Consider the following 20,665-nt stretch of genomic DNA (forward strand, 5'->3'; position numbering starts at 1 on the left):
CCTCGGAAGATCTAGAGCCCTGCGAGCGGATTCTCGTCGCAGAACTTGGCGGGGGGCTTGGTGAGCAGGGTCAGCGGTACCGGTGCGGCCGGGGTGCGCCGTTCGGCGCGCTTGCCGGTGCGCGAGTGGTCGACGCTCGACTGCGGCACGGTGCGCTCGGCTTCGAGCGCGGACTGCCCGTAGCCCTGCACGCACTCGGGATCGGGTCCGTCCATCGGCAGGCCGGTGAAGAACTTCGCGGCCATACAGCCGCCGCGGCACGCGTCGAAGAAGTTGCACGAGCCGCACGCACCGGCGGACTGCGGTTCGCGCAGTTCGCGGAACAGCTCGGAGTTCTTCCACACCGACGCGAAACCACCGTCGGTGAGGATGTTTCCGGCGTGGAAGTTCTCGTGGATCGCGAACGGGCACGCGTAGACGTCGCCGACCGGGTCGATCAGGCACACCACGCGTCCCGCACCGCACAGGTTCAGTCCGGGCAGCGAGCCGCCGCCCTCGCCGCCGAAGGCGGACAGGTGGAAGAACGAGTCGCCGGTGAGCACGCCCTCGCCGTGGGCGACGAGCCAGTCGTAGAGCTGCCGCTGCTGCTCGTGGGTGGGATGCAGGTCGTCCCACACGTCCACGGCGCGGCCGGACGGGCGCAGTCGCGTGATGCGCAGGGTCGCGCCGTAACGGTCGGCGAGAGCCTTGAATTCGTCGAGCTGGTCGACATTCTGGCGGGTGACGACGACGGAGATCTTCGCGTCGCGGAAGCCCGCCTCGGACAGGTTCTCCAGGGCACGCACGGCCATCGCGAACGAACCCGGCCCGCGCACGGCGTCGTTGACCTCGGCGGTGGCGCCGTCGAGGGAGATCTGCACGTCGACATAGTCGGAGGCGGCCAGCCGGGCGGCGACCTTCTTGTCGATGCGCACACCGTTGGTCGAGAACTTCACGCCCACCTGGTGTTCGGTGGCGTAGTCGACGAGTTCCCAGAAATCGGATCGCACGGTGGGTTCGCCGCCGCCGATGTTGACGTAGAAGACCTGCATGCGCTGCAGCTCGTCGATGATCGCCTTGCACTGTTCGGTCGACAGTTCACGCGGGTCGCGCTTGCCCGACGAGGACAGGCAGTGCACACATGAAAGGTTGCAGGCGTAGGTGAGCTCCCAGGTCAGGCAGATCGGGGCGTCGAGGCCCTTCTCGAACTGGTCGACGAGGCGACCGACCTTCGGTGGGGCGGAGGTTGTGGGCGGTTCGAGCAGCGAGGTCATGGGCTGGTCCTTACAGACGTCAGACAGGAACGATCATGTGCGAATCGGCCAGGGTGCCCAGGGCACGCACGTAGGGCCGCTCGGCGTTCTCGTCGATCCCGTGCGCTCGCAACGCGTCTCGCACCGACCCGTGGTCGCCGAGGGATCGGACGACGTCGACGATGACGGTGTTCTTCAGGAACGACAACTTGCGGGTGCCGAAGTGGTAGAGCAACGCCCCGAACGGCTCGGGGCGAAGCGCTACCTGCGGGGGGAGCCGCCAGCCGGCACCCGGATCGAACATCTCGGTGTCCGTTGCTGTCTCGGTGTCCATTGCCAGGGGGGACACGTCGGTGGCTCCGGGCGCGGTCATGTCAGTACACGCCGCACATGCCGTCGATGGAGACCTCTTCGACGAGGGACTCCTCTATCAGATCGGATTCGATCACGGCGTTGTCACGATCGGACATGTTTCCTCCTCGGTTTCTTCTCCTGGATCGGAGCCGGTCGTCACAGCGGGACTTGCACTGTGAGACGGTTCACCACTGTAATGGCATCGAGTGCAGAATGTCACGCCTTCGGGAGGAAGAATGACGCGTAGTCGCGGGAAACCGTCCGCTCGGATAGGTCGCCGCCCGTCCACCACGAAGGAGGAACTCGCCGCAATCGGCATCGAGCTGTTCATGGAGGCGGGCTTCGACGAGACGAGCATCGACGACATCGCCGAGGCGGCCGACATCGCGCGACGCACCTTCTTCCGCTACTTCCCGTCGAAGAACGAGGTGGCCTGGGGAAACTTCGACGAACCCCTCGCCGGCATGCGCGCGAGCCTCGAAACGATCCCCGAGGACGTTCCGCTCTCGGAAGCGCTGACCACCGCCCTGCACGACTTCAACACCTTCCCCGACAGTGAGGCCGAACGACACCGCGCGCGGATGGGTCTCATCCTGCACACGCCCGCGCTGCAGGGCTATTCGTCGGTGATGTACCAGGGCTGGAGACGTGTCGTCGCCGAGTTCGTCGCCCGTCGCATCGGGGCCGATCCCGACGACCACATCCCCCGCACCGTCGGCTATCTGCTGCTCGGTGTCGCGATCTCCGCCTACGAGGCGTGGCTCGACGAACCCCGATCGGATCTGCACGACTTACTGGCCACCGGGATGGGGACACTGACGGCCGGTCTCGACTACAGTGACCCGCACTCCCCTTCCACACCGCCCCCTTCCACACCTCCGAAAAAGGTTGCGAAACAATGACCCTGCTCGATTCGCTCGCTCCCTGCAGCCCGGGCCGGTGGACACACGATCACGTGACGGTCGAACGCGTCCCCGCCGGGCCGCTGAACGTCCGGCGCGAGGACGACCGACTCCACGTCACGCATTCCCTCACGGCCGAGCAGATCAGCGAGCGACTCGTCGCCGAGGTCACCGCCTCGATCCAGGACATCGAGTTCGGTCAGGACGAGTTCGAGCTGACGATGGTGGGACTTGTCCGCTCCACGGTGCCCGGCGCCCTCGACTCGTGGGTCACCTACTACCGCAACTCGCTCGGCGAACTGCTCGACGGTACAGCCGATTTCGCGCCCATCCATAATCGGGCCGCCGAACTCGTGCGTGGGAGCGTGCTCGACCTGGGGTCGTGTTTCGGCTTCCTGCCGCTGCGGCTCGCCGCCGCCGGCACCACCGTCACCGCCACCGACATCCTGCCCGGCACGATGCGCCTGCTCGATGCGGTCGCACCGCGGCTCGGGCTGCACGTCGACACGCTCGTGTGCGACGCGGCGAACGTCCCGGTGCCCGACGGCAGCGCCGACACAGTCACCGCGATCCACCTGCTCGAGCACGTCGACGACGCCCTCGGTGCCACGATCCTCGCCGAGGCGCTGCGGATCGCCCGGCAGCGGGTGGTGGTCGCGGTGCCGTTCGAGGACGAGGCGACGGCCTGCCACGGACACGTGCGCACCTTCGACCTGCCCGCACTCGAGGAACTGGGCCGCAGTACGGGGCGTCCCTTCGAGGTGTTCGAACACCACGGTGGGTGGCTCGTCATCGGGTGATCCACCCGGGCCATCCGCCTGCCCGCCCATCCGTTTCCCGTCCGGCGACGAATACCCGGTGTGGACGGAAGGAGGTGGCGTGATGAACCACATCGCCGAGAGCCACTTCGGCCGGACGACCCGCCGCGTCGTCCTTCCCCGCCGCGCCGCGGACCGGCAGATGTCCTCGTCCGGAGTGGTGACGGACTGCCGGCCGCTCCCCGAGCGGCCGGACGTGCGACTGCTCGTCTACCACGACGACGCGGACGACTCCGACTACGACGCCGTGACGATCGGAAAGACCGACGGCGAGAACGACATTCCGGTACTCACCGCCTCGGAGGAGTGCCTGCTCGTCACCGCGACCCGGCCCGGGTCCGGTCCCGCGATCGTGCTCGCCGCACCGCCGGGTGAGGACGAGGGCCGACGGGTCCGGGAGATCACCCGACAACTTCTCGGAGGCGGACCGCTACTGCGCCTGATCGTGTACACCGGCGCACTGTCGGTACTCGTACCGTTGCACTCGTCTGCTCCGAGCGGGCGCTGAGGCGGTGTGGACGTCGGGGCCGTACTCGCCCGGGCGGACGTGGTCGACGAGCACGTGCTCGCGGTCGTACTCTCCTCCGCGCAGCGGCCTGTACGGAATTGCGGATTCCGACGACAAGCCGTCGAGACGATCGTGGAGACGACGCTCCTCGCGCAGGAAGGTCTCCTCGTCGAGCCGGTCGGCACTCGCGACGAGATGCGGTCGCAGTACCCGCATTCCGGTGTAGAAGCCCGTACCGTGCAGGAGCGGCCACAGCACGTGATCGATCGACCCGCTGATTCCGCGCGGTCCGAGCGCTGCGGCCCGATCGCCCGCCGTGACGACGGCGAGCATCGTTCTGCCGGCCAGTCCCCCGTCGCCGTACTTGCGGACGCGGCCACGCTCGTCGCGGACACCGAACGCGAAGCCGTTGGTGAACACGCGGTCGAACCATCCCTTCAGGATCGCCGGCATGCCGTACCACCACAGTGGGAAAGACACCACGAAGTGGTCGGCGGCGCGCAGCGCGTCCTGTTCGCGACGGATGTCGTCGGCGAGGAGCCCGGTGGCTGTGGCGTTCTTCTGCCGCTCCGACAACGTGCTCCCCGGCGCCGTACCGAAGTCGGCGTCGGAGAGCACCGGATTCCAGTTCATCGCGTAGAGATCCGAGATCGCGACGTGCGTGCCCGACTCGCGTAGTCGTGCCGCCCCCGAGCGGACGAGGGCGTGCCCCAGTGAGGCGTCGTCCGGGTGGGCGTGCACCCACAGAACGCTGCCCTTCTCAACGCTGCCCTTCTCGACACTGTCCTTTTCTGCACTGTTCTTCTCGGCCATGTCTCCATAGTCTGGGGACGGGAACGATATGGGAAGTACGCACTTTGCGATCACATACGGACCGGGAGGTAACGATCGGCGATGACCAGGGATTCCTGATGACCGAGGAAAGTTCGATGACACGGGGGTTCCGATGACACGGAAGGCCGTGGAGACGGCGATGCAGGTGTGCCCGGTGGAGATCGCCGTGGCGGTCCTCGGGGGCGCGTGGAAGCTCACGATCGTCAAGAACCTGATCGACGGGCCATGTCGGTTCGGCGAGCTGGGCCGGCGTGTCGGTCCCGTCAGCGCGCGGGTGCTCACCCGGCAGCTCCGCGAACTGGAGGCCGACGGGATCGTGTCGCGCACGGTCTTCGCCGAGGTACCGCCACGGGTGGAGTACGAACTGACCGAACTCGGCCGAACCCTCGAGCCGGCCGTCGCGTGGCTCGACGACTGGGGTGCGGCCTACAGCAGCAGGCTCTCCGCGCAGAGCTGAGTGGCGGAAGGACCGGATGTCAGATCAGGCCCTGCTTGCTGGCGGCGTAGACCGCCTCGGCGCGGCGGCTCACCCCGAGTTTGCGCATGATGTTGCTGACGTGGAACTTCACGGTGGTGGCCGAGATGAACAGCTGCTCACCGATCTTCACGTTCGACATGCCGGCGGCGAGAAGCTTCAGCACCTCGAGTTCGCGGCCGGTCAACTGTTCGGCCGGCGCACCCTGCCCGTTGAGCGAACGCACGACCGCCGCGGCACTGCGCGAGTCGAAGGCGCTCTCGCCGCGGGAAACCGCCCGGATGGCGCGCACCAACTCGGTGGTGTCGACGTCCTTGACGACGTAGCCGCGCGCGCCGGCGTGCACGGCCCGCACGACGAGCTGTTCGTCGAGGAAGGTGGTGAGGACGAGCAGGCCGATACCCGGATGCGCCGAGGACAACCGACCGCACAATCCCAGTCCCTCGAAGTCCGATCCGGCCGAGAGCTTGAGGTCGAGCAGCACGATGTCGGGGCGCATGCGGTCGACGAGTGCGAGCGCCTCCGCGTCCGTCGAAGCCTCCCCCACCACTTCGAGATCCGGCTCGCGGTCGAGGATCGAGCGGAGTCCCTGGCGGAGGATCGCGTGGTCGTCGACGAGTGCGATGCGCACCGTGCCGGGCCGCGCCCGCGGGGTCGCCTGCGGCGGCGTGACGGTCATGACGGTTCTCCCACCTGTTGAGCTACAGCATTGTCCTGCAACGGAATCCGGGCCGCTATCCGCACACCGCCGAGTCGCGAACGACGCACCTCGAGCGTGCCGCCGAGTTCGCGGGCGCGGGCCTGCATGTTCGCGAGACCGCGATGGCTCCCGTCGAGGTCGTTGGCGGCGAGTCGCAACATCACCCGTAGACGCGCCGGGTCGCCGTCACCGTCGTCGGCCACCGACAGCAGGACCGCGTCGCGTCCGTAACTGAGCCGCAGCACCACGCGACTCGCGTTGGCGTGCACCGCCGCGTTGAACAGCGCTTCGCCGGCGATCCTGAGCAGGGCGTGCTCGGCCTCGCCGCTCAGCTCGACCGGCGTGCCGCCCATCCTCGTCCTGACCTCGAGTTCGCCCGGCATGTGAGCCACGCTGAGCTGTTCGAGCATCTCCGGCAACGACATCCGTTCGGAATCGGACGGCCGGTTCAGCGCGTAGATCGCCGACCGCAACTGCTCGACGGCGCCGCGGGTGAGTTCCTTGGCAAGATCGAGTCGTTCGCTGCGTTCGGTGTCGGGGATGTCGCTGCGGCACACCTCGATCTGCATGCCCGCCGAGAGCACGGCCTGTGTGACGCTGTCGTGGAGTTCGCGTGCAATGCGGTGGCGTTCCTCGTCGAGCGCCTGGTTGCGGTGGGCGACGCCCAGCTGCCGCTGCGTGACGGCGAGTTTCTTCAGGGTCGCTTCGAGTTCCTCGTTGCGTGCCTGCAGGTCGGCGGCGGCGCGGTTCGCTTCGCGGTAGGCCTGTTCGGCGCGTTCGAGCAGGAGCTGCCCGCGCTGGTAAAGAGCGGAGTTCTGCAGCGCCACCGCGGTCTGGCTTGCGAGGATCGACAGAACGGCGCGGTCGGTCGTGTCGAGGGCTCGGTGCTCCGGTGTCCACGCGGCGATGGCACCGGCGACTCCCCCGTCGAGGACGATGGGCACGAACGCGTGGTGGTTCTCGACCAGCTCGCGTCGCTCGACGGCACCGGTGCGCACCGCGTCGAGCAGGGCCACGACCTCGTCGGGCAGGGGCGGCCCCTCGACGTTGTCGACGAGGAAGGGGGTCGCGTCGGGGCCGAGCACGAGCCTGCGCGGTCCGGCATCGGGCAGGACACCGTCGGCGAGAGCGAAGGCCACCCACGTCGCACTCAGGTGCGCGCGGGCGGCCTCGGCAACGGCGCAGATGAGCGTCTCCGGCCCTTCGACCGTGCGCACCAGCGCCCGGGAGATCAGCTCGAGTGCGTGGACGACGCGTTCGAGTCGCTCGGCGGCGCCGCGATATTGCGGATAGAAGGTCGACTTCCCGGAGCGGAGTCCGGTCAGTGCCGACAGGTCGGGAGCACTCACATCGCCGTCCGGAACAACTCGATCATCTGCTCGCGGGTCGCGGTGCGCGGATTCGTCGACATGCACGCGTCGCGCAGGGACCCCTCCGCGAGTCGCGGCAGGTCTTCCTCCCGCACACCGAGTTGGCGCAGTCCGCGCGGCACACCCACCTGCCGGGCGAGAGCGTCGATGCGCGCCGCGACGGCCTCGACGGCCTCGGGCGCGGCACCGCGCGCCTCCTCCAGACCGAGGGTCGCCGCGACCTGGACGAACGGCTCGGGATTATCGGCGCCGTTGAACCGGATGACGTGCGGCAACAGCACGCCGTTGATGACCCCGTGCGGCAGATCCAGCAGCCCGCCGACCTGATGGCTCATCGCGTGGGCGGCGCCGAGAATCGCGTTGGTGAACGCGAGTCCGGCCTCGAGGCTCGCCTGGGCCATGGTGGCGCGAGCGGGCATGTAGGTCGGGTCGTCGATCGTGCGTACGAGTGTGCCGGTGACCATGCCGACCGCCCGCAGTGCGTGATGGTCGGTGAGGGGGTTGTGGGCACGGGAGACGAACGCCTCGATGCCGTGGGTGAGAGCGTCGAGTCCGGTGGCGGCGTTGAGGTCGGCGGGCATGGTGGTGAGCAGTCGCGGATCGATCACCGTGAGGTCGGGGACGAGCGACCGCCCGATGATGGTGATCTTGCTGCCACGAGCGGTGTCGGTGACCACGCAGAACTGGGAGACGTCGGCTCCTGTCCCGGACGTCGACGGCACCATGACCATCGGCGGAATGGGAAGCGGCGCGCGGTCGACGCCCTCGTAGTCGAGGATGTTGCCGCCGTTCGCGGCGAGGATCGCGACGCCCTTCGCGGCGTCGATCACCGAGCCACCGCCCAGGGCGACGAGGACGTCGCAGCCCCGCGATCGGTACAGCTCGTGACCGGCGGCGACCTCGTGGTCCTTCGGATTGGGGGTGAGCCCGGCCCACACCGTGGCTTCGACACCCTGGTCACGCAGGTATCCGAGGAGTTCGTCGACCCAACCGGCCTCGATAAGCCCCGGATCGGTGACGAGCATGGGGCGGACACCGCCGAGCCGGACGGCGGCGTGGGCCGCTTCGACGAGCGAGCCTTCCCCGAAGACGATCTCGGGGGCGTGGAACTTGACCAGGGCCGGCCCCGAAGCGTGGTGGTCGTCCCGAGGGGTCGCGGAAGCACGGGGATGGGTCGTGTTCTGGTGTCCCGGCATGACGACGGCCACTGTTCACTCCTGACGATCCGCACGATCCGCGCACCTGTGTGATCCAGCTTACGGTGCACGGGTTGTCGGGCGGAGCGGGCACGGGACGCACCGGACCGATGGCGAGGTCGGCACCTATCCGACAGGGTAGGTCACCGAAGCGGGTCGGCGCGCGGCGGATCTCCCCCTACGGCGTGCACCGATACATCGACAGTCCTGCACCGATACGTCGACAGTTCTGCGCCGATACGTCACTGCCCGCCGGTATCGCCCATCACGGCGCCCTCGCGGCGGGGGTCGGCGCCACCGACCCATCCCTGCCCCTGACGCAGCAGCGCGCTCAATCCACTGGACTGCGGGGCGACGGACACCTCGTGGCCCATGTCGCGGAGCTGCTGCACGAGCGGATCGTTCGCTCCGTCGTCGGCACCGTCGATCGCCGGATGTTCGCCGCCGACCCCGGTGACGGGGGTGTTCGCGGCGCCGAACGACACGGCCGAGACGGCCTGCTGCGGGTCGAGGCCCCAGTCGAGGGTGTTCACGAGCGTCTTGACGACGAACTGGATGATCACCGAACCGCCCGGCGACCCGACCACCATCCTGATGTCGCCGCGACCACCGTCGGGTGTGCGTTCGAAGACGAGCGTCGGGGCCATCGAGCTGCGCGGCCGCTTGCCGGGTTCGACGCGGTTGGCGACGGGCAGTCCCTCCTCGTCGACCGGCTCTGCCGAGAAATCCGTGAGCTGGTTGTTGAGCAGGAAGCCGTCGGTCATGTGGAACGAGCCGAAGGCCGACTCGATCGTGGTCGTCATGGACGCGACGTTGCCGTAGCTGTCCGCGACCGAGATGTGGCTGGGGCCGTGCTCGGGGCTCTGCGGCGGCATACCGAGCGGGACCGGACCGAAGTCGCCGGGCTGCGCCTCGCCCATGCTCTTGCCGAGATCGATCAACCCTGCGCGTTCGGACAGGTAGTTCGGGTCCACCAGGGTCTCCAGTGAGCCGCCCGGCAGGGGGACGAAATCGGCGTCGGCGACGTACTTGTCGCGATCGGCGTAGGCGAGTCGTTCGGCCTCGGAGATCAGGTGCACCGCGTCCGCGTCGGGGACGCCGCCGTCGGCGTCGACATCACCCGGCGGCAGTGACGCGAGGTCGAAGTTCTCGAGGATGCCGAGCGTCGCCGCGACCGCCATGCCACCGGAGGACGGATTGGGCATGCCGCAGATCTCGTACTCGCGGTAGGGGGTGCACAGTGGTTGCCGTTCCTTCGCCTGGTAGACGGCGAGATCCTCGAGGCTCATCGTTCCGGGTGTACGGCCGCCGAAATCGGTGCCGGTGGACTCGACGATGCCGGCCGCGATGTCACCGGTGTAGAAGGCATTCGCGCCGTCGGTGGCGATCGCCGAGAGCGTCTTGGCCATGGCGGGATTCGTGAGGGTCTCACCCGCGGCCTTGGGTGAGCCGTCGGCCTGCAGGAAGTAGGCGCGCGCCTCGTCGTCGACGGCGAGCTGTTCGGCGGAATCGGCGATCGACTGCGCCAGGCGGTCGCTGATCACGATGCCCTGGTCGGCGAGATCGATGGCGGGGCGGAACAACTCGCCCCAGGCGGCGTTCCCGTGTTCCGCGTGGACGGTTTCGAGCATCCGCACGACGCCGGGCACGCCGATCGACCGGCCGCTCGCACGCGTGTCGGGGCGGGGTTCGGTGCGATCGGTGTCGCTGATCCAGCGCAGGTAGTTCTCGGTCGCGGACATCGGTGCCGTCTCGCGGCCGTCGTATGCCGTCACCTCACCGGACGCGGCGTCGTAGTAGACCAGGAACGCTCCACCGCCGATACCCGAGGACTGGGGCTCGACGAGGCCGAGAACCATCTGGGCCGCGACAAGTGCGTCGGCTGCGGTCCCGCCGTCGCGCAGGACCTCACACGCTGCTTCGGTGGAGACGGGATTGGCCGTCGACACGGCGAAGGAGGAGGTGGTCACCGCTGTCATGCCGGCGCGGTAACCGGTCGCGATCTCGGGGTTCGTGGAGATGTCGCGATCCCCGGTCTCCGTCGGCTGCGTGTCGGTGATCGGGGTGCCGTTCGGTTCGGCGGTGCAGGTCGCGGCCGCCGCGGTCTCCTGCACATCGGCGGCACCGTCGGATTCCGTATCACCGGACGCGGACGTACACGCGCCGAGGAGGGTGATCGAGACGGTCGCGGCGAAGGCCGCGCGGACACCGGACCGGACTCTCGAGGGCAGGACCATTCCCCGACCGTAACCGGGCGCGTGAGTGGCCGTAGGGAATTCGACCGCGATCGGCTCGCGTCCGTGCGCCGGACCCCTTGACGCGGCCGTCCCCCGGGGAGCATCCTTTATTCAACCGGATGGTTGATAAACCGGAAGGTTCACAAAGCGGAGGCGATCGTGTACGACGACGAGACGGACGACACCGCACTCGACCTGGCGTTCACCGCACTGGCCGATCCGGTCCGCCGCTGCATCGTCGCCCGGCTCAGCCGGGGCCCGGCCACGGTCACCGAACTCGCGGAACCCTTCGAGATCACCACGCAGGCGATCTCGAAACACATTCGGGTGCTCGAACACGCCGGTCTCGTCACGCGCACGCGCGACGCCCAGCGCCGGCCCGTCCATCTGAACCCTGCACGGCTGGAGATGCTGACCTCCTGGATCGACCGCTACCGGTTGGTGAAGGAGCAGCAGTTCCGCGATCTCGACGCCGTGCTGGCCCGGGAAGCGGCCCCCGATCGTCCACGGGGTGTGTAGCCCACCCCGATCCTCACAGTGTGCACAGCGCACCCCGGTCTCCGGAGGACCATCATGACCAGCAACGCAGTCACCCTCTCGATCCCCGAGGGCGTCCCCTTCATCGACTACGAGCGGGAGTTCGATTTCCCCCTCGAGGACGTCTTCCGTGCCCACAAGGACCCCGATCTCGTCGCGCAGTGGCTCGGCCCGCGCGGCATGGAGATGAAGATCGAGGAGTACGACCTCCGCACCGGTGGTTCGTACCGCTACGAACACTCCGACGACGGCGGCAGCTACCGCTTCGCGGGTGTCTTCCACACCGTGCGCGAGAACGAGCTCATCGTCCAGACCTTCGAATATCTCGGATTCCCGGATGTGGTGAGCCTCGAGACGCTCACCTTCGTCGACCTCGGGAACGGCCGCTGCAAGCTGGTCGGCCATTCCGTGTACCCGAGCCAGGAGGCCCGCGACGGCATGGCGGAATCGGGTATGGAGACCGGCCTGACCGAGGGCTTCGAACGACTCGAGGAGCTGCTGGCCGGGTCCGCGACACGGTGAGCGCCGCTCACCGCAGGGCGTGGCCGAGTTCGGCGGCGCGCGCGAGCAGTTGCGCGCCGTCGCGGGCGACGACCACCTCGTCGCACACCTCGGCGTAGTCGGGCATCGCGCAGGTTGCCTGCGTCCAGTACCGCTCGGGCTCGGGCGTGATCCACGCGAGGCGGTGCACGCGGCGACGGAGTTCCTCGAGCCGATCGGTGCGCGGGGGAAGACCGTTGCAGCGCCCGTCCCCCACCACCAGCACCGACGTCCGGCCGTCGATCGATCCGGAGTGCTCGGTGAGCAGTTCGTCGAACATCCGGCCGTAGTCGCTGCTCGCTTCGAGATCGACTGCGGGATGGGCGAGTACGGCGGCCAGAGCACCGTCACCGCCGGCAGCGAGCAACTGCGTCGTCACGTCCACCGGACGATCGACGAAGGCGACCACCCGGCATCGGTGCGCCCGCCCGTGCATCGCCTGGGCGAGCCGGAGCGTGAACGCGGTGATCGGACGGACCGACAACGAGACGTCGGCGAGGACGAGCAGCCGCACCCGGTCGGGGCGGGGCGCGCGGACGACGAGCCGGAAGGGCACGCCGTCGGTCCGCATCCCCGCTCGGGCGGTCCTGCGCATGTCGAGCCGTCCGCGGGTCCGCTCACGCGGATGGGGCCGGACCGGTCCGCGCATGCGGCGCAGCACCTCGTGGCATGCGAGCTCGATCTCGGCACGGTCGATACCGGCGGTGTCGTGCGATTCGGGTGCCTCGACGCCTTCGGTCCCCGGCACCGCGGCGGCGAGCGATGCCACGAATGCCTCGACCGCGTCCACGAGTCGCGCGAGTTGCGAGGCGGAGAGAGGTTCGTCGAGGACCTCTTCCCCGTACGTGCGGTGCGGGTCGTAGGCGTCGAGCCACGCGAGGATCGACGCCGGGTCGTCCCACGACAACGATCCGACGACCGCGGCCCCGGGTTCACCGGACAGATCACCCACCGTCGTGGTCGCGGCATTCTCGACGTCGACGGTGTAGGTGACGCCGCGACGGCCCGAGTCCGCACCCGTGTCCACCGACAGATCGGCGTCGGACGATGTCATCGACACATCGTCGTCGTCCTTGTGCGGGTTGAATCCCTTGCGGGCCTCCGGGGTGTCGAAGTGGTCGCCGACCTCGGCTGCGCGTTCGTTGTACTCGGCGTAGCGCGCGACACTCGGGTCGTCGCCGATCTCGAGCGCTGCCGGCAGTGACTCCGCGAACTGCGCGCGGGCGGGACCGCCGCCGCTCGCGGCGACGGCGGCGTCGACCGCACCGAACAACTCGTCGAAGGCGCGCTCGAAGCCGGCCCTCTCGTGCGGGTACTTGGCGCACACCGCCCGCAAGCACGAGCGCAGTGAATCCCGCTCGCGGACGGGGACCCGGTCGAGCACCCGGCGCACCTCGATGCTCTCGGCCGGTGACGCCGCGACACCGTGGCGTCGCAGGAGCATGCCGAACACCGCCGCCACCACGTCGAGCACGTAGCGGGGGCGACGCTCGTCGAGCGCGGTCACCCGTGTCGCCCGGGGTGTGGACACCCGCCCCACTCGGGATGCGTACATCGCGGGGTCACCCCCGCAGTCCGCTGCCCGCGGCATCGCGACCGCCACCACCGCGTCCCCGGAAGACGGAGGTCGTGGTGTTCGCCGGGCGTGATGCGACCGTCACACGTTCGTGCGACGGAACAGGTTCGGCCGCAATCGCTTCGGACATATCCGGTTCGGACGTCGCGGTTGCCGGTGCCGCCCCGCCGAGCCGCGTCTTCGCGAGGTCGACGTCGCCGGTGTACTTGAGCAGGGTCGCCAACAGCACGTCGCGCATGCCGCCCAGCGAATCCGGGTCGTCGGCGTCGTGTCCCATCACCGTCGCTGCGCGCGCGGCGTCGATGACCTCCGAGATCGAGGGGCTCTTGCGCAGCGGCAGATCGCGCAGGGTCCGGGACAGATCGACGATCTGGTGGGCCGTTCCCGGGCGCACATCCGGCACCCGGGCGGTGACGATCTCGCGTTCACGTTCGGGTGTCGGGTATCCGACGTGGTAGTGCAGGCAGCGACGCTTGAGGGCGGGCGACAACTCGCGAGTGTCGTTGGAGGTCAGGATCACCCACGGTGTGGACCGTGCCGTGAACGTGCCGACCTCGGGGATCGTCACCTGCCGTTCGGCGAGCACCTCGAGCAACAGTGCCTCCATGGACTCCTCGGTGCGATCCACCTCGTCGACGAGCAGGACCACCGGCTCCTCCGAGAGCACGGCCTCGAGCAGCGGACGGACCGACAGGAAGGTCTCCGAGTACAGGCCGAAGTCCTGCTGCGCGAGGAACTTCGACGCGTCCGCGAGGTCGGCGTGACCGGCGAGCAGTTCGCCGATGCGGTCGCGCAGCATCTGCACGTGCAGCAACTGTTTGGCGTAGTCCCACTCGTACAGGGCGCGGCTGTCGTCGAGCCCTTCATAACACTGCAGCCGCACCAGTTTCCGGCCGCCGACCGCGGCGAGCGCCTTGGCCAGTTCGGTCTTGCCGACCCCGGCGGGGCCTTCGAGCAGCAGGGGCCGCTCGAGTGCGGTGGCGAGGTGCACGACGGTCGCGAACTCGTCGTCGGCGATGTAGTCGTGCCGGCGCAGCGCATCCTTCAACTCGGCGCCCGAGGCGAACGGGGTCATCCGGGGTCTCCTTGTCTGGCGTGGTCGCAGCGGAGCAGGGCGCTCCCGGGGCGCAGGGGACGCCCCGGGAGCGCGGGTTCTCAGTAGGACCGGTTGATGCAGTGGTCGACGACCGGGATCATCGAGTCGACCGTGACCTCGCGGGGATTGCCCGGGGTGCACCAGTCGTCCTGGATGTGCTCGGAGATCGCCCGGACGGTCTTCTCGTCGCCGCGGATCGTGTCTCCGCGACCCGCGTACTTCTTGGTGTTCATCTGGTTCTTCTCGTACGAGTCGGTGCGCACCTGACCGAAGTTGTCGGGGATGCCGACGTCCTTCGCGAGACGGATCGCCGCTTCGACCGCCGCGTCGGCGGCCTGGACGGTGGTCATGTTGCGGGTGTCCACGCCCATCGCGGTGGCGATGCGGGCGTACTGCTCGTAACGGGAGGGCAGGTTGTACTCCCACACGCGGGGCAGCGCGATCGCGTTGTTGAGGCCGTGGTGGCTGTCGAAGAAGGCGGAGACTGCGTGCGAGATGGAGTGCACGATGCCCAGGCCGCCGGAGTTGAAGGCCTGCGCGGCGATGTACTGGGCGTTCATCATGCCTTCGCGGGCCTTGAGGTTGCGCGGCTCGAAGACGGCCTCGCGCAGGTTCTTCGCGACCAGCTCGATCGAGTAGAGCGCGTTGCCCAGCGACGGCGCGAAGTCCAGCCGGGAGACGTACGGCTCGGAGCCGTGGGCGAGGACGTCGAAGCCGCAGTAGGCGGTGAAGTGCTGGGGGCAGCTGTAGTAGAGCAGCGGGTCGTCGATCGCGAGGGTGACGATCGTGGCCTCGTCGAAGCCGACCCACTTGTGCGGGTGGTCCATGTCGGAGGTGTCGGTGATGACGTACGCCCAGGACGTCTCGGAGCCGGTGCCGGCGGTCGTGGAGACGGCGATGTGCGGCGGGTTCTCCTTGTTGGTGGACTTCGCGAAGCCTTCGAACTCGTTGATGTTGCGGCCGTCGTGGGCGATCACGACGCGCGCGCCCTTGGCGGCGTCGTGGCTCGATCCGCCGCCGACGGAGATGATCGAGTCGCACTTCTCCTTCTGGTAGAGCGCCGCGGCCTCCATGACGTTGTAGTCCTTGGGGTTGGACTCGACCTTGTCGTAGAGGACGACCTCGACGCCCTGGTACTCGATCTTGCCGATGAGCTCCTCGATGATCCCCGATCCGCGCAGGCCGGTGGTCATCAGCAGGGCGCGCTTGAAACCGAGGTTCTTCGCCTCGACGCCGAGGATGTCGTGGGCACCGACGCCCATCAGCGCGCGGGGGAAGGGATGGAATTCCTTGATCGGGAAGTCCCAGATCTGATTGAGCTCGATTGCCATGGTGTATCTCCTCGCAGAGGGGGTGTACCGGATCGGGAGTGTGATGTGGACCTCATCCGCGATTCACCATCGACCAGAGTCGCGAGGCGTGAAAGACACAGCGGCCGAAACCGTCCGGTCGCTGCGGGGGCACCGCCCGTTCGGGTAGGGGACCTCCCGCTGACCGGGTGGGCTCCGCACCCGCCCGAGCAGTGCCGGTACCGTTTTCCTCATCCCATGCGCGCTGGTAACCTGAATTAGAACACGTTCTAGATTCGGTCGTGCGCGGCCATCTTTGCAGGAGAGGACGAGACCCACCCATGACGACTGTCGAGGTGCCCCACGGCTCACGCTCGGTGATCCTCACCGTGTCCGCCGTCGTCGAGGAGACCGCCGACACGCGGTCGATCGTGTTCGCCGTCCCGGACGAGCTGCGCGACAAATTCGCCTACCGGCCCGGCCAGTTCCTCACCCTGCGCATCCCGAGCGACCGGACGGGCTCGGTGGCCCGCTGCTACTCGCTCGCGAGCTCGCCGTTCACCGACGACGCCCCCAAGGTCACCGTCAAGCGCACCTCCGACGGCTACGGATCCAACTGGCTGTGCGACAACATCGCGACCGGACAGACCCTCGAGGTGCTGCCTCCCGCGGGCGTCTTCACCCCGAAGTCGCTCGACCACGACTTCCTGCTGTTCGGCGCCGGCAGCGGCATCACCCCGGTGATCTCGATCCTCAAGTCCGCGCTCACCCAGGGCGGCGGCAAGGTGGTGCTGGTCTACGCCAACCGCGACGAGAAGTCCGTCATCTTCGCCGAGGAGCTGCGGGCGCTCGCGGAGAAGTACCCGACGCGCCTGACCGTCGTGCACTGGCTCGAGTCCGTGCAGGGTCTGCCCACGGCCGACCAGCTCGCGGCGATCGCAGCGCCCTACGAGTCGTACGAGGCGTTCATGTGCGGCCCCGGACCGTTCATGGACACGGTCCACCAGGCCCTGAACACCGTGGGCATGCCCCGCGCCCGCGTGCACGCCGAGGTCTTCAACTCACTGTCGGGCGACCCGTTCGCCGACCAGGCGCCGGTCGAGGTCAGCGACGAGGACGCCGCCGACGCCGCGACCGTCGAGGTCGAGCTCGACGGCGAGGTCCACAAGCTGTCGTGGCCGCGCAAGCAGACCCTCGTCGACATCATGCTCGCGAAGGGCATCGACGTGCCGTATTCGTGCCAGGAGGGCGAATGCGGGTCGTGCGCGTGCACCGTGCTCGAGGGCAAGGTCGAGATGGAGAACTGCGACGTGCTCGACCCCGAGGACATCGAGGCTGGCTACATCCTCGGTTGCCAGGCCCGGCCGGTGACCGACCACCTCAAGATCGAGTTCTGAACCGGCGGGGGCACGCCCCGCTGCCCGCTCCCTCTGCGGAAGTGCCCGGCCCCTACGAACGTGCGGGGACGGGCACTTCCCGCATCCCGGCGGAGTCGGGCTTCGGCTTGCGCACGAGCACGCCGACCCCGGCCACGAGCGCCAGCACGGCCACGACCACGCCGTAGCCGACGGCGGTGGACATCAGGCCGAACGATCCGGCCGCCACCCCGGCGGCCATCGCGGGCACCGAGAACGCGAAGTAGCAGACGACGAAGGTCGTCGCGAAGATCCGGCCGCGCTCATGGGGTCGGCCGAGCGAGCCGACGACGCCCATGGCCGCGACGAAGGTCGAGCCCCAGCCGAAACCGGCGACGGCGGTACCCGCGTAGTACACCGCGACCCATCCCGTGAGGAGCGCGGTGATCACCGCGGCCAGTCCCGTCGCGAGCAGCACGGCCCCGAGGACCACGATGCGATGCGGGTCGCGGCGGGCCGTGGTGGTCGCCGCGACGGTGCCCGCCGTGAAGAGGGTGCCGATCGCCAGGCCCGCAGCGAGACGGTTGTCGATACCGAACACCGAGTCGACGATCGACGGTCCCAGCGACATGTACAGCCCGCCGAGCGCCCACGCCGACATCAGGCTGGGCAGGATGAGCAGATAGCGGCCCCGGACCTCACGGGGCACCGACGCGCTCGGCACCAGGCTCCGCAGGGCGTCGCGTCGCGACGGGAAACCCACCGACGGCGACGTCTCGGGCACGAAGATCAGCGCAATCGCCAGCACGACGGCGAGAACGCCGACGACCGCATAGCTCAGGACCGTCGGGAACGGCGCGAACTGCACGAGCACGCCCGCTCCCGCCGCGCCGAGCGCGAGGCCGAGCGACGGCGCCGCGGTGTTGATCAGCGGGCCGATGTGTCTGTTCGGCTGCATCTCGATCACGGCGGCGGCCAGCGCGCTCGTCGCCGCGCCCACCGCGAGACCCTGCAGGATCCGCGCGAGAATCAGCCACCCCACGCCCGGGGAGGCGATGAACACCACCATGCTCGCCGCGAGCAGCAGCAGGGCCGTCACGATCACGGGTCTGCGCCCGACGTGGTCGGACAGCGACCCCACCGTCACGAGCGCCGCGAGCAGTGCGAGCACGTAGACCGCGAACACCACCGTGAGCATCGCCGCGGAGAATCCCCACATCTGCTGGTAGACGGGATACAGCGGTGACGGTGCCGACGACGACGCGGTGAGGGTGAACGCTCCCAGGCCGACCACGGCGAAACCGAACGAGCGGATGCGGCCGCGGGGCTGTACGGGAGCAGTCATCGAACCTCCATAAGGTGATCGGCGCGTTCCACGCGGGAAACGAACGGCGTGTTCCACGCGGACACGAACGGCGTGTTCCGCGCGGAGACGAACGATGCGCCCCCGCGCGGATCGGTGAACACCCCTTCACCAACATACTTCGCTCAGCGAAGTATTCCTCCGGCCGCCCACCGGGGCGGCTCGGACACTCAGAGGGAGGTGGCGTCCTCGACGTCCTCGTCCCGCATGTCGCCGGGCGCCGCGAGCAGGGCGCGACCGGCGGCGAAGACCGTCGCTGCCGGCGGCAACTCTCCGGGCACACCGCTGCGGAAGACCTCGACACGGCCCGAACCCGAGGCGGGTCGCCCGAGCGCATCGATCCGGCGCAGCGTCTGCCGTGCGACGGCCTCCGCGCTGTCGAACAGGCGCACCCCGGCCGGCAGGTGTTCGGTGATGGTGTCGGCGACCAGCGGGTAGTGGGTGCAGCCGAGAACCACACCCTGGACGTCCCGAGGGGTGCGCTCGGCCGCGGAGGCGACCGCTGCGGCGACGGCCACCCGATCACCCGCATCGATGGCGTCGGCAAGTCCGTGACACGCCACGCCGACGACCTCGGACCCGTTCGCGAACTGTTCGATCAGATTCGCCTGGTACCTGCTCGCGGTGGTCGCCGCGGTGGCCCAGATCGCCACCGAATCGCACGCGGCGGCCGCGGGCTTGACCGCGGGGACCGTGCCCACCACGGGCACCGACGGACCGAGATCGGCCCGGACGTGTTCGAGGGCGGTCACCGATGCGGTGTTGCACGGGAGCACGACCACCTCGGCGCCGCGATCGACGGCGCGACGGGCGGTGGTGACGACCCGGTCGATCACCCAGTCCGGAGACTTCGGGCCCCACGGGGCGCCGTCGGGATCCGTCGACAACATGAGGTCGAGATCGGGACGCAACCGTCGCAGCCACGCGGACGTCGGCAACAGCCCGAGACCCGAGTCGATGAGCGCAACGATCACCCTACGAATCTAGCGGGTCGCGCGCGGCCGGCCCGATTGCGGTCGTTCCGGCGCGCAGCCCACTCCCCTAGACCGCCGCTGCGAGCAGCTCGTCGATCGGGGCGCCCGCGGCGATCTTCGCGCGCGACTTCATGACCAGCGCGGGCAGGCCGCCGCCCACAGCGCCGACGAGCCTGCCGTCGCGCTCGTAGTACGCGAGGAACTTGCGGCCGTCGTCGCGCACGACGTGCACCGTGTCGTCGGCGGTGACCGCACCGAGGCCCTGGATCTTGATGTCGTACTGGTCGCTCCAGAAGTAGGGCACCTGCGCGGCGGCCCCGGCCTCGACGCCCATGATGGTCTTCGCCAGGACGGATGCCTGCTCGCCGGCGTTCGTCCAGTGCTCGATGCGCCTGCGCCCACCGGCCGGTACCTGCCAGGACGCGACGTCGCCGACCGCCCACACGTGCGGGGTGGAGGTGCGGCCCGTGCCGTCGCACACGACACCGTTCTCGACCTCGACACCCGATCCCTCGAGCCACTCGGTGGCCGGGATCGAACCGATGCCCAGCACCACGAGGTCGACGTCGATCTCGCTGCCGTCGCCGAGGACGGCGGAGGTGACACGCCCGTCGCCGCGGATCTCCGACAGACCGACTCCGGCACGCACGTCGACGCCCTCGGCGGTGTGCAGCCGCGTGACGAGAGCACCGACCTCGGCACCGAGCACCGACGCGAGCGGGGTGGGCTGCGGTTCGACCAGCACGACCTCCACCTCACGCGCCCGCAGGCTCGCCGCGACCTCGCACCCGATGAACCCGGCACCGACGACCAGCGCGCGGGCACCCGGAACGATCGCCTCGCGCAGGGCGCGGCTGTCCTCGAGCGACCGCAGGACGTGGACCCCCGCCAGATCGGGCAGACCGGGGATGCGGCGGGGCCGCAGCCCTGTGGCGACCACGAGTTCGTCGTAGCCGAGTTCGGTGCCGTCGGTGAGGGTGAGGGTGCGTGACGCGGTGTCGACCGAGCGAGCCGCGGCACCGAGCATCAGCTCGATGCGGTTCTCGCCGAAGAACTCGCTGGGACGGAGGGTCGTGTCGTCGCGGTCGCCGCGCAGGACCTCCTTCGACAGCGGCGGGCGGTCGTAGGGCAGGTGCGTCTCGTCGCCGACGAGCACGAGTTCGCCCTCGTATCCGGCCCGGCGCAGCTCTTCGGCGGTACGCACCGCCGCCAGGCCGGCGCCCACGACGACGACGCGCTCCGGCGTACTCTCGGTCTCCCGCTCGTTCGACACCCTCGGCCCATCCTTCGCTTCGTCTGTGACACGCAT

The 20,665-nt window shown here is 69.0% G+C and carries 21 protein-coding genes; 7 read left to right on the forward strand and 14 right to left on the reverse strand.

The window, feature by feature from the left end:
- Positions 1-11: 11 nt before the first annotated feature.
- Genes mftC through mftA form a run of 3 tightly spaced genes read right to left on the reverse strand, consistent with a single transcriptional unit; the run spans position 12 to position 1,702 of the window.
- Complete coding sequence (gene mftC, locus IM25_RS00605; RefSeq protein ID WP_019291268.1) at positions 12-1,253, reverse strand: mycofactocin radical SAM maturase; 1,242 nt, start codon at positions 1,251-1,253, stop codon at positions 12-14.
- Positions 1,254-1,272: 19 nt separating this feature from the next.
- Complete coding sequence (gene mftB, locus IM25_RS00610; RefSeq protein ID WP_065996448.1) at positions 1,273-1,566, reverse strand: mycofactocin biosynthesis chaperone MftB; 294 nt, start codon at positions 1,564-1,566, stop codon at positions 1,273-1,275.
- Between the two features lie 40 nt (positions 1,567-1,606).
- Positions 1,607-1,702 (reverse strand): mycofactocin precursor MftA, encoded by a 96-nt coding sequence (gene mftA / locus IM25_RS00615; protein ID WP_006553546.1) that lies wholly within the window; start codon positions 1,700-1,702, stop codon positions 1,607-1,609.
- A gap of 120 nt (positions 1,703-1,822) precedes the next feature.
- Here mftA and mftR point away from each other — a divergent pair, with 120 nt between their 5' ends.
- The 3 genes from mftR (at position 1,823) to IM25_RS00630 (ending at position 3,814) form a co-directional block, all read left to right on the forward strand.
- Positions 1,823-2,488 carry a mycofactocin system transcriptional regulator gene (gene mftR, locus IM25_RS00620; RefSeq protein ID WP_065995643.1) on the forward strand — a complete coding sequence of 222 codons (666 nt, stop codon included), beginning with the start codon at positions 1,823-1,825 and terminating at the stop codon, positions 2,486-2,488.
- On the forward strand, positions 2,485-3,288 hold the full coding sequence (gene mftM, locus IM25_RS00625) for a mycofactocin oligosaccharide methyltransferase MftM (RefSeq protein ID WP_006553548.1): 804 nt from the start codon (positions 2,485-2,487) through the stop codon (positions 3,286-3,288). Before mftR ends, mftM begins: the two co-directional genes overlap by 4 nt.
- A gap of 82 nt (positions 3,289-3,370) precedes the next feature.
- Positions 3,371-3,814, forward strand: a complete 444-nt coding sequence (locus IM25_RS00630) for a hypothetical protein (protein ID WP_016690916.1) — start codon at positions 3,371-3,373, stop codon at positions 3,812-3,814.
- On the opposite strand, the gene IM25_RS00635 is transcribed toward IM25_RS00630, so the two are convergent.
- Complete coding sequence (locus tag IM25_RS00635) at positions 3,737-4,627, reverse strand: NAD(P)H-dependent oxidoreductase (RefSeq protein ID WP_016690915.1); 891 nt, start codon at positions 4,625-4,627, stop codon at positions 3,737-3,739. The two genes, IM25_RS00630 and IM25_RS00635, sit on opposite strands and share 78 nt — an antisense overlap.
- Before the next feature lie 133 nt (positions 4,628-4,760).
- Here IM25_RS00635 and IM25_RS00640 point away from each other — a divergent pair, with 133 nt between their 5' ends.
- A complete protein-coding gene (locus tag IM25_RS00640; RefSeq protein WP_016690914.1) occupies positions 4,761-5,105 on the forward strand; it encodes a winged helix-turn-helix transcriptional regulator in 345 nt (114 codons plus the stop codon).
- Positions 5,106-5,124: 19 nt separating this feature from the next.
- Here the strand turns inward: IM25_RS00640 and IM25_RS00645 are convergent, their stop codons facing one another.
- The 4 genes from IM25_RS00645 to ggt form a co-directional block, all read right to left on the reverse strand.
- Entirely contained in the window at positions 5,125-5,802 is a 678-nt protein-coding gene (locus tag IM25_RS00645; RefSeq protein ID WP_016690913.1) for a MadR family response regulator transcription factor, read from the reverse strand.
- Positions 5,799-7,172, reverse strand: coding sequence for a MadS family sensor histidine kinase (locus tag IM25_RS00650; protein WP_016690912.1), 1,374 nt, complete (start codon positions 7,170-7,172; stop codon positions 5,799-5,801). The genes IM25_RS00645 and IM25_RS00650 overlap by 4 nt, the downstream gene beginning before the upstream one ends.
- The gene (locus tag IM25_RS00655) at positions 7,169-8,401 is read right to left on the reverse strand and encodes an iron-containing alcohol dehydrogenase (protein WP_016690911.1); all 1,233 of its coding nucleotides are present in this window, start codon (positions 8,399-8,401) and stop codon (positions 7,169-7,171) included. The genes IM25_RS00650 and IM25_RS00655 overlap by 4 nt, the downstream gene beginning before the upstream one ends.
- A 230-nt stretch (positions 8,402-8,631) precedes the next feature.
- Complete coding sequence (gene ggt / locus IM25_RS00660; protein ID WP_065995644.1) at positions 8,632-10,626, reverse strand: gamma-glutamyltransferase; 1,995 nt, start codon at positions 10,624-10,626, stop codon at positions 8,632-8,634.
- Between the two features lie 159 nt (positions 10,627-10,785).
- On the opposite strand from ggt, the gene IM25_RS00665 reads away from it, so the two are divergent.
- The gene (locus IM25_RS00665; RefSeq protein ID WP_016690909.1) at positions 10,786-11,145 is read left to right on the forward strand and encodes an ArsR/SmtB family transcription factor; all 360 of its coding nucleotides are present in this window, start codon (positions 10,786-10,788) and stop codon (positions 11,143-11,145) included.
- A 54-nt stretch (positions 11,146-11,199) separates the two neighbouring features.
- Positions 11,200-11,685 carry an SRPBCC family protein gene (locus IM25_RS00670; RefSeq protein ID WP_016690908.1) on the forward strand — a complete coding sequence of 162 codons (486 nt, stop codon included), beginning with the start codon at positions 11,200-11,202 and terminating at the stop codon, positions 11,683-11,685.
- 7 nt (positions 11,686-11,692) lie between these two features.
- Here IM25_RS00670 and madC read toward each other — a convergent pair whose 3' ends face one another.
- The 3 genes from madC to mdo all read right to left on the reverse strand — a co-directional run bounded on the left by madC (position 11,693) and on the right by mdo (position 15,706).
- Positions 11,693-13,147, reverse strand: a complete 1,455-nt coding sequence (gene madC / locus IM25_RS00675) for a MadC family VWA domain-containing protein (RefSeq protein ID WP_231911933.1) — start codon at positions 13,145-13,147, stop codon at positions 11,693-11,695.
- Between the two features lie 118 nt (positions 13,148-13,265).
- Positions 13,266-14,354, reverse strand: a complete 1,089-nt coding sequence (locus IM25_RS00680) for a MadB family AAA-type ATPase (protein WP_016690906.1) — start codon at positions 14,352-14,354, stop codon at positions 13,266-13,268.
- 80 nt (positions 14,355-14,434) lie between these two features.
- Entirely contained in the window at positions 14,435-15,706 is a 1,272-nt protein-coding gene (mdo, locus tag IM25_RS00685) for an NDMA-dependent methanol dehydrogenase (protein ID WP_016690905.1), read from the reverse strand.
- 299 nt (positions 15,707-16,005) lie between these two features.
- Here mdo and IM25_RS00690 point away from each other — a divergent pair, with 299 nt between their 5' ends.
- Positions 16,006-17,061 carry a ferredoxin--NADP reductase gene (locus IM25_RS00690; protein WP_016690904.1) on the forward strand — a complete coding sequence of 352 codons (1,056 nt, stop codon included), beginning with the start codon at positions 16,006-16,008 and terminating at the stop codon, positions 17,059-17,061.
- A 52-nt stretch (positions 17,062-17,113) separates the two neighbouring features.
- Here IM25_RS00690 and IM25_RS00695 read toward each other — a convergent pair whose 3' ends face one another.
- The 3 genes from IM25_RS00695 to IM25_RS00705 all read right to left on the reverse strand — a co-directional run bounded on the left by IM25_RS00695 (position 17,114) and on the right by IM25_RS00705 (position 20,629).
- The gene (locus IM25_RS00695; protein WP_016690903.1) at positions 17,114-18,364 is read right to left on the reverse strand and encodes an MFS transporter; all 1,251 of its coding nucleotides are present in this window, start codon (positions 18,362-18,364) and stop codon (positions 17,114-17,116) included.
- A 188-nt stretch (positions 18,365-18,552) separates the two neighbouring features.
- Positions 18,553-19,356: a glutamate racemase gene (locus IM25_RS00700; RefSeq protein WP_033096093.1), complete on the reverse strand. Its 804-nt coding sequence runs from the start codon at positions 19,354-19,356 to the stop codon at positions 18,553-18,555.
- 67 nt (positions 19,357-19,423) lie between these two features.
- Positions 19,424-20,629, reverse strand: a complete 1,206-nt coding sequence (locus IM25_RS00705; protein ID WP_033096094.1) for an NAD(P)/FAD-dependent oxidoreductase — start codon at positions 20,627-20,629, stop codon at positions 19,424-19,426.
- Positions 20,630-20,665 lie beyond the last annotated feature (36 nt).

It is taken from the genome of Rhodococcus sp. p52 (assembly GCF_000763325.2).
In the GTDB taxonomy this organism is placed as follows: domain Bacteria; phylum Actinomycetota; class Actinomycetes; order Mycobacteriales; family Mycobacteriaceae; genus Rhodococcus; species Rhodococcus pyridinivorans.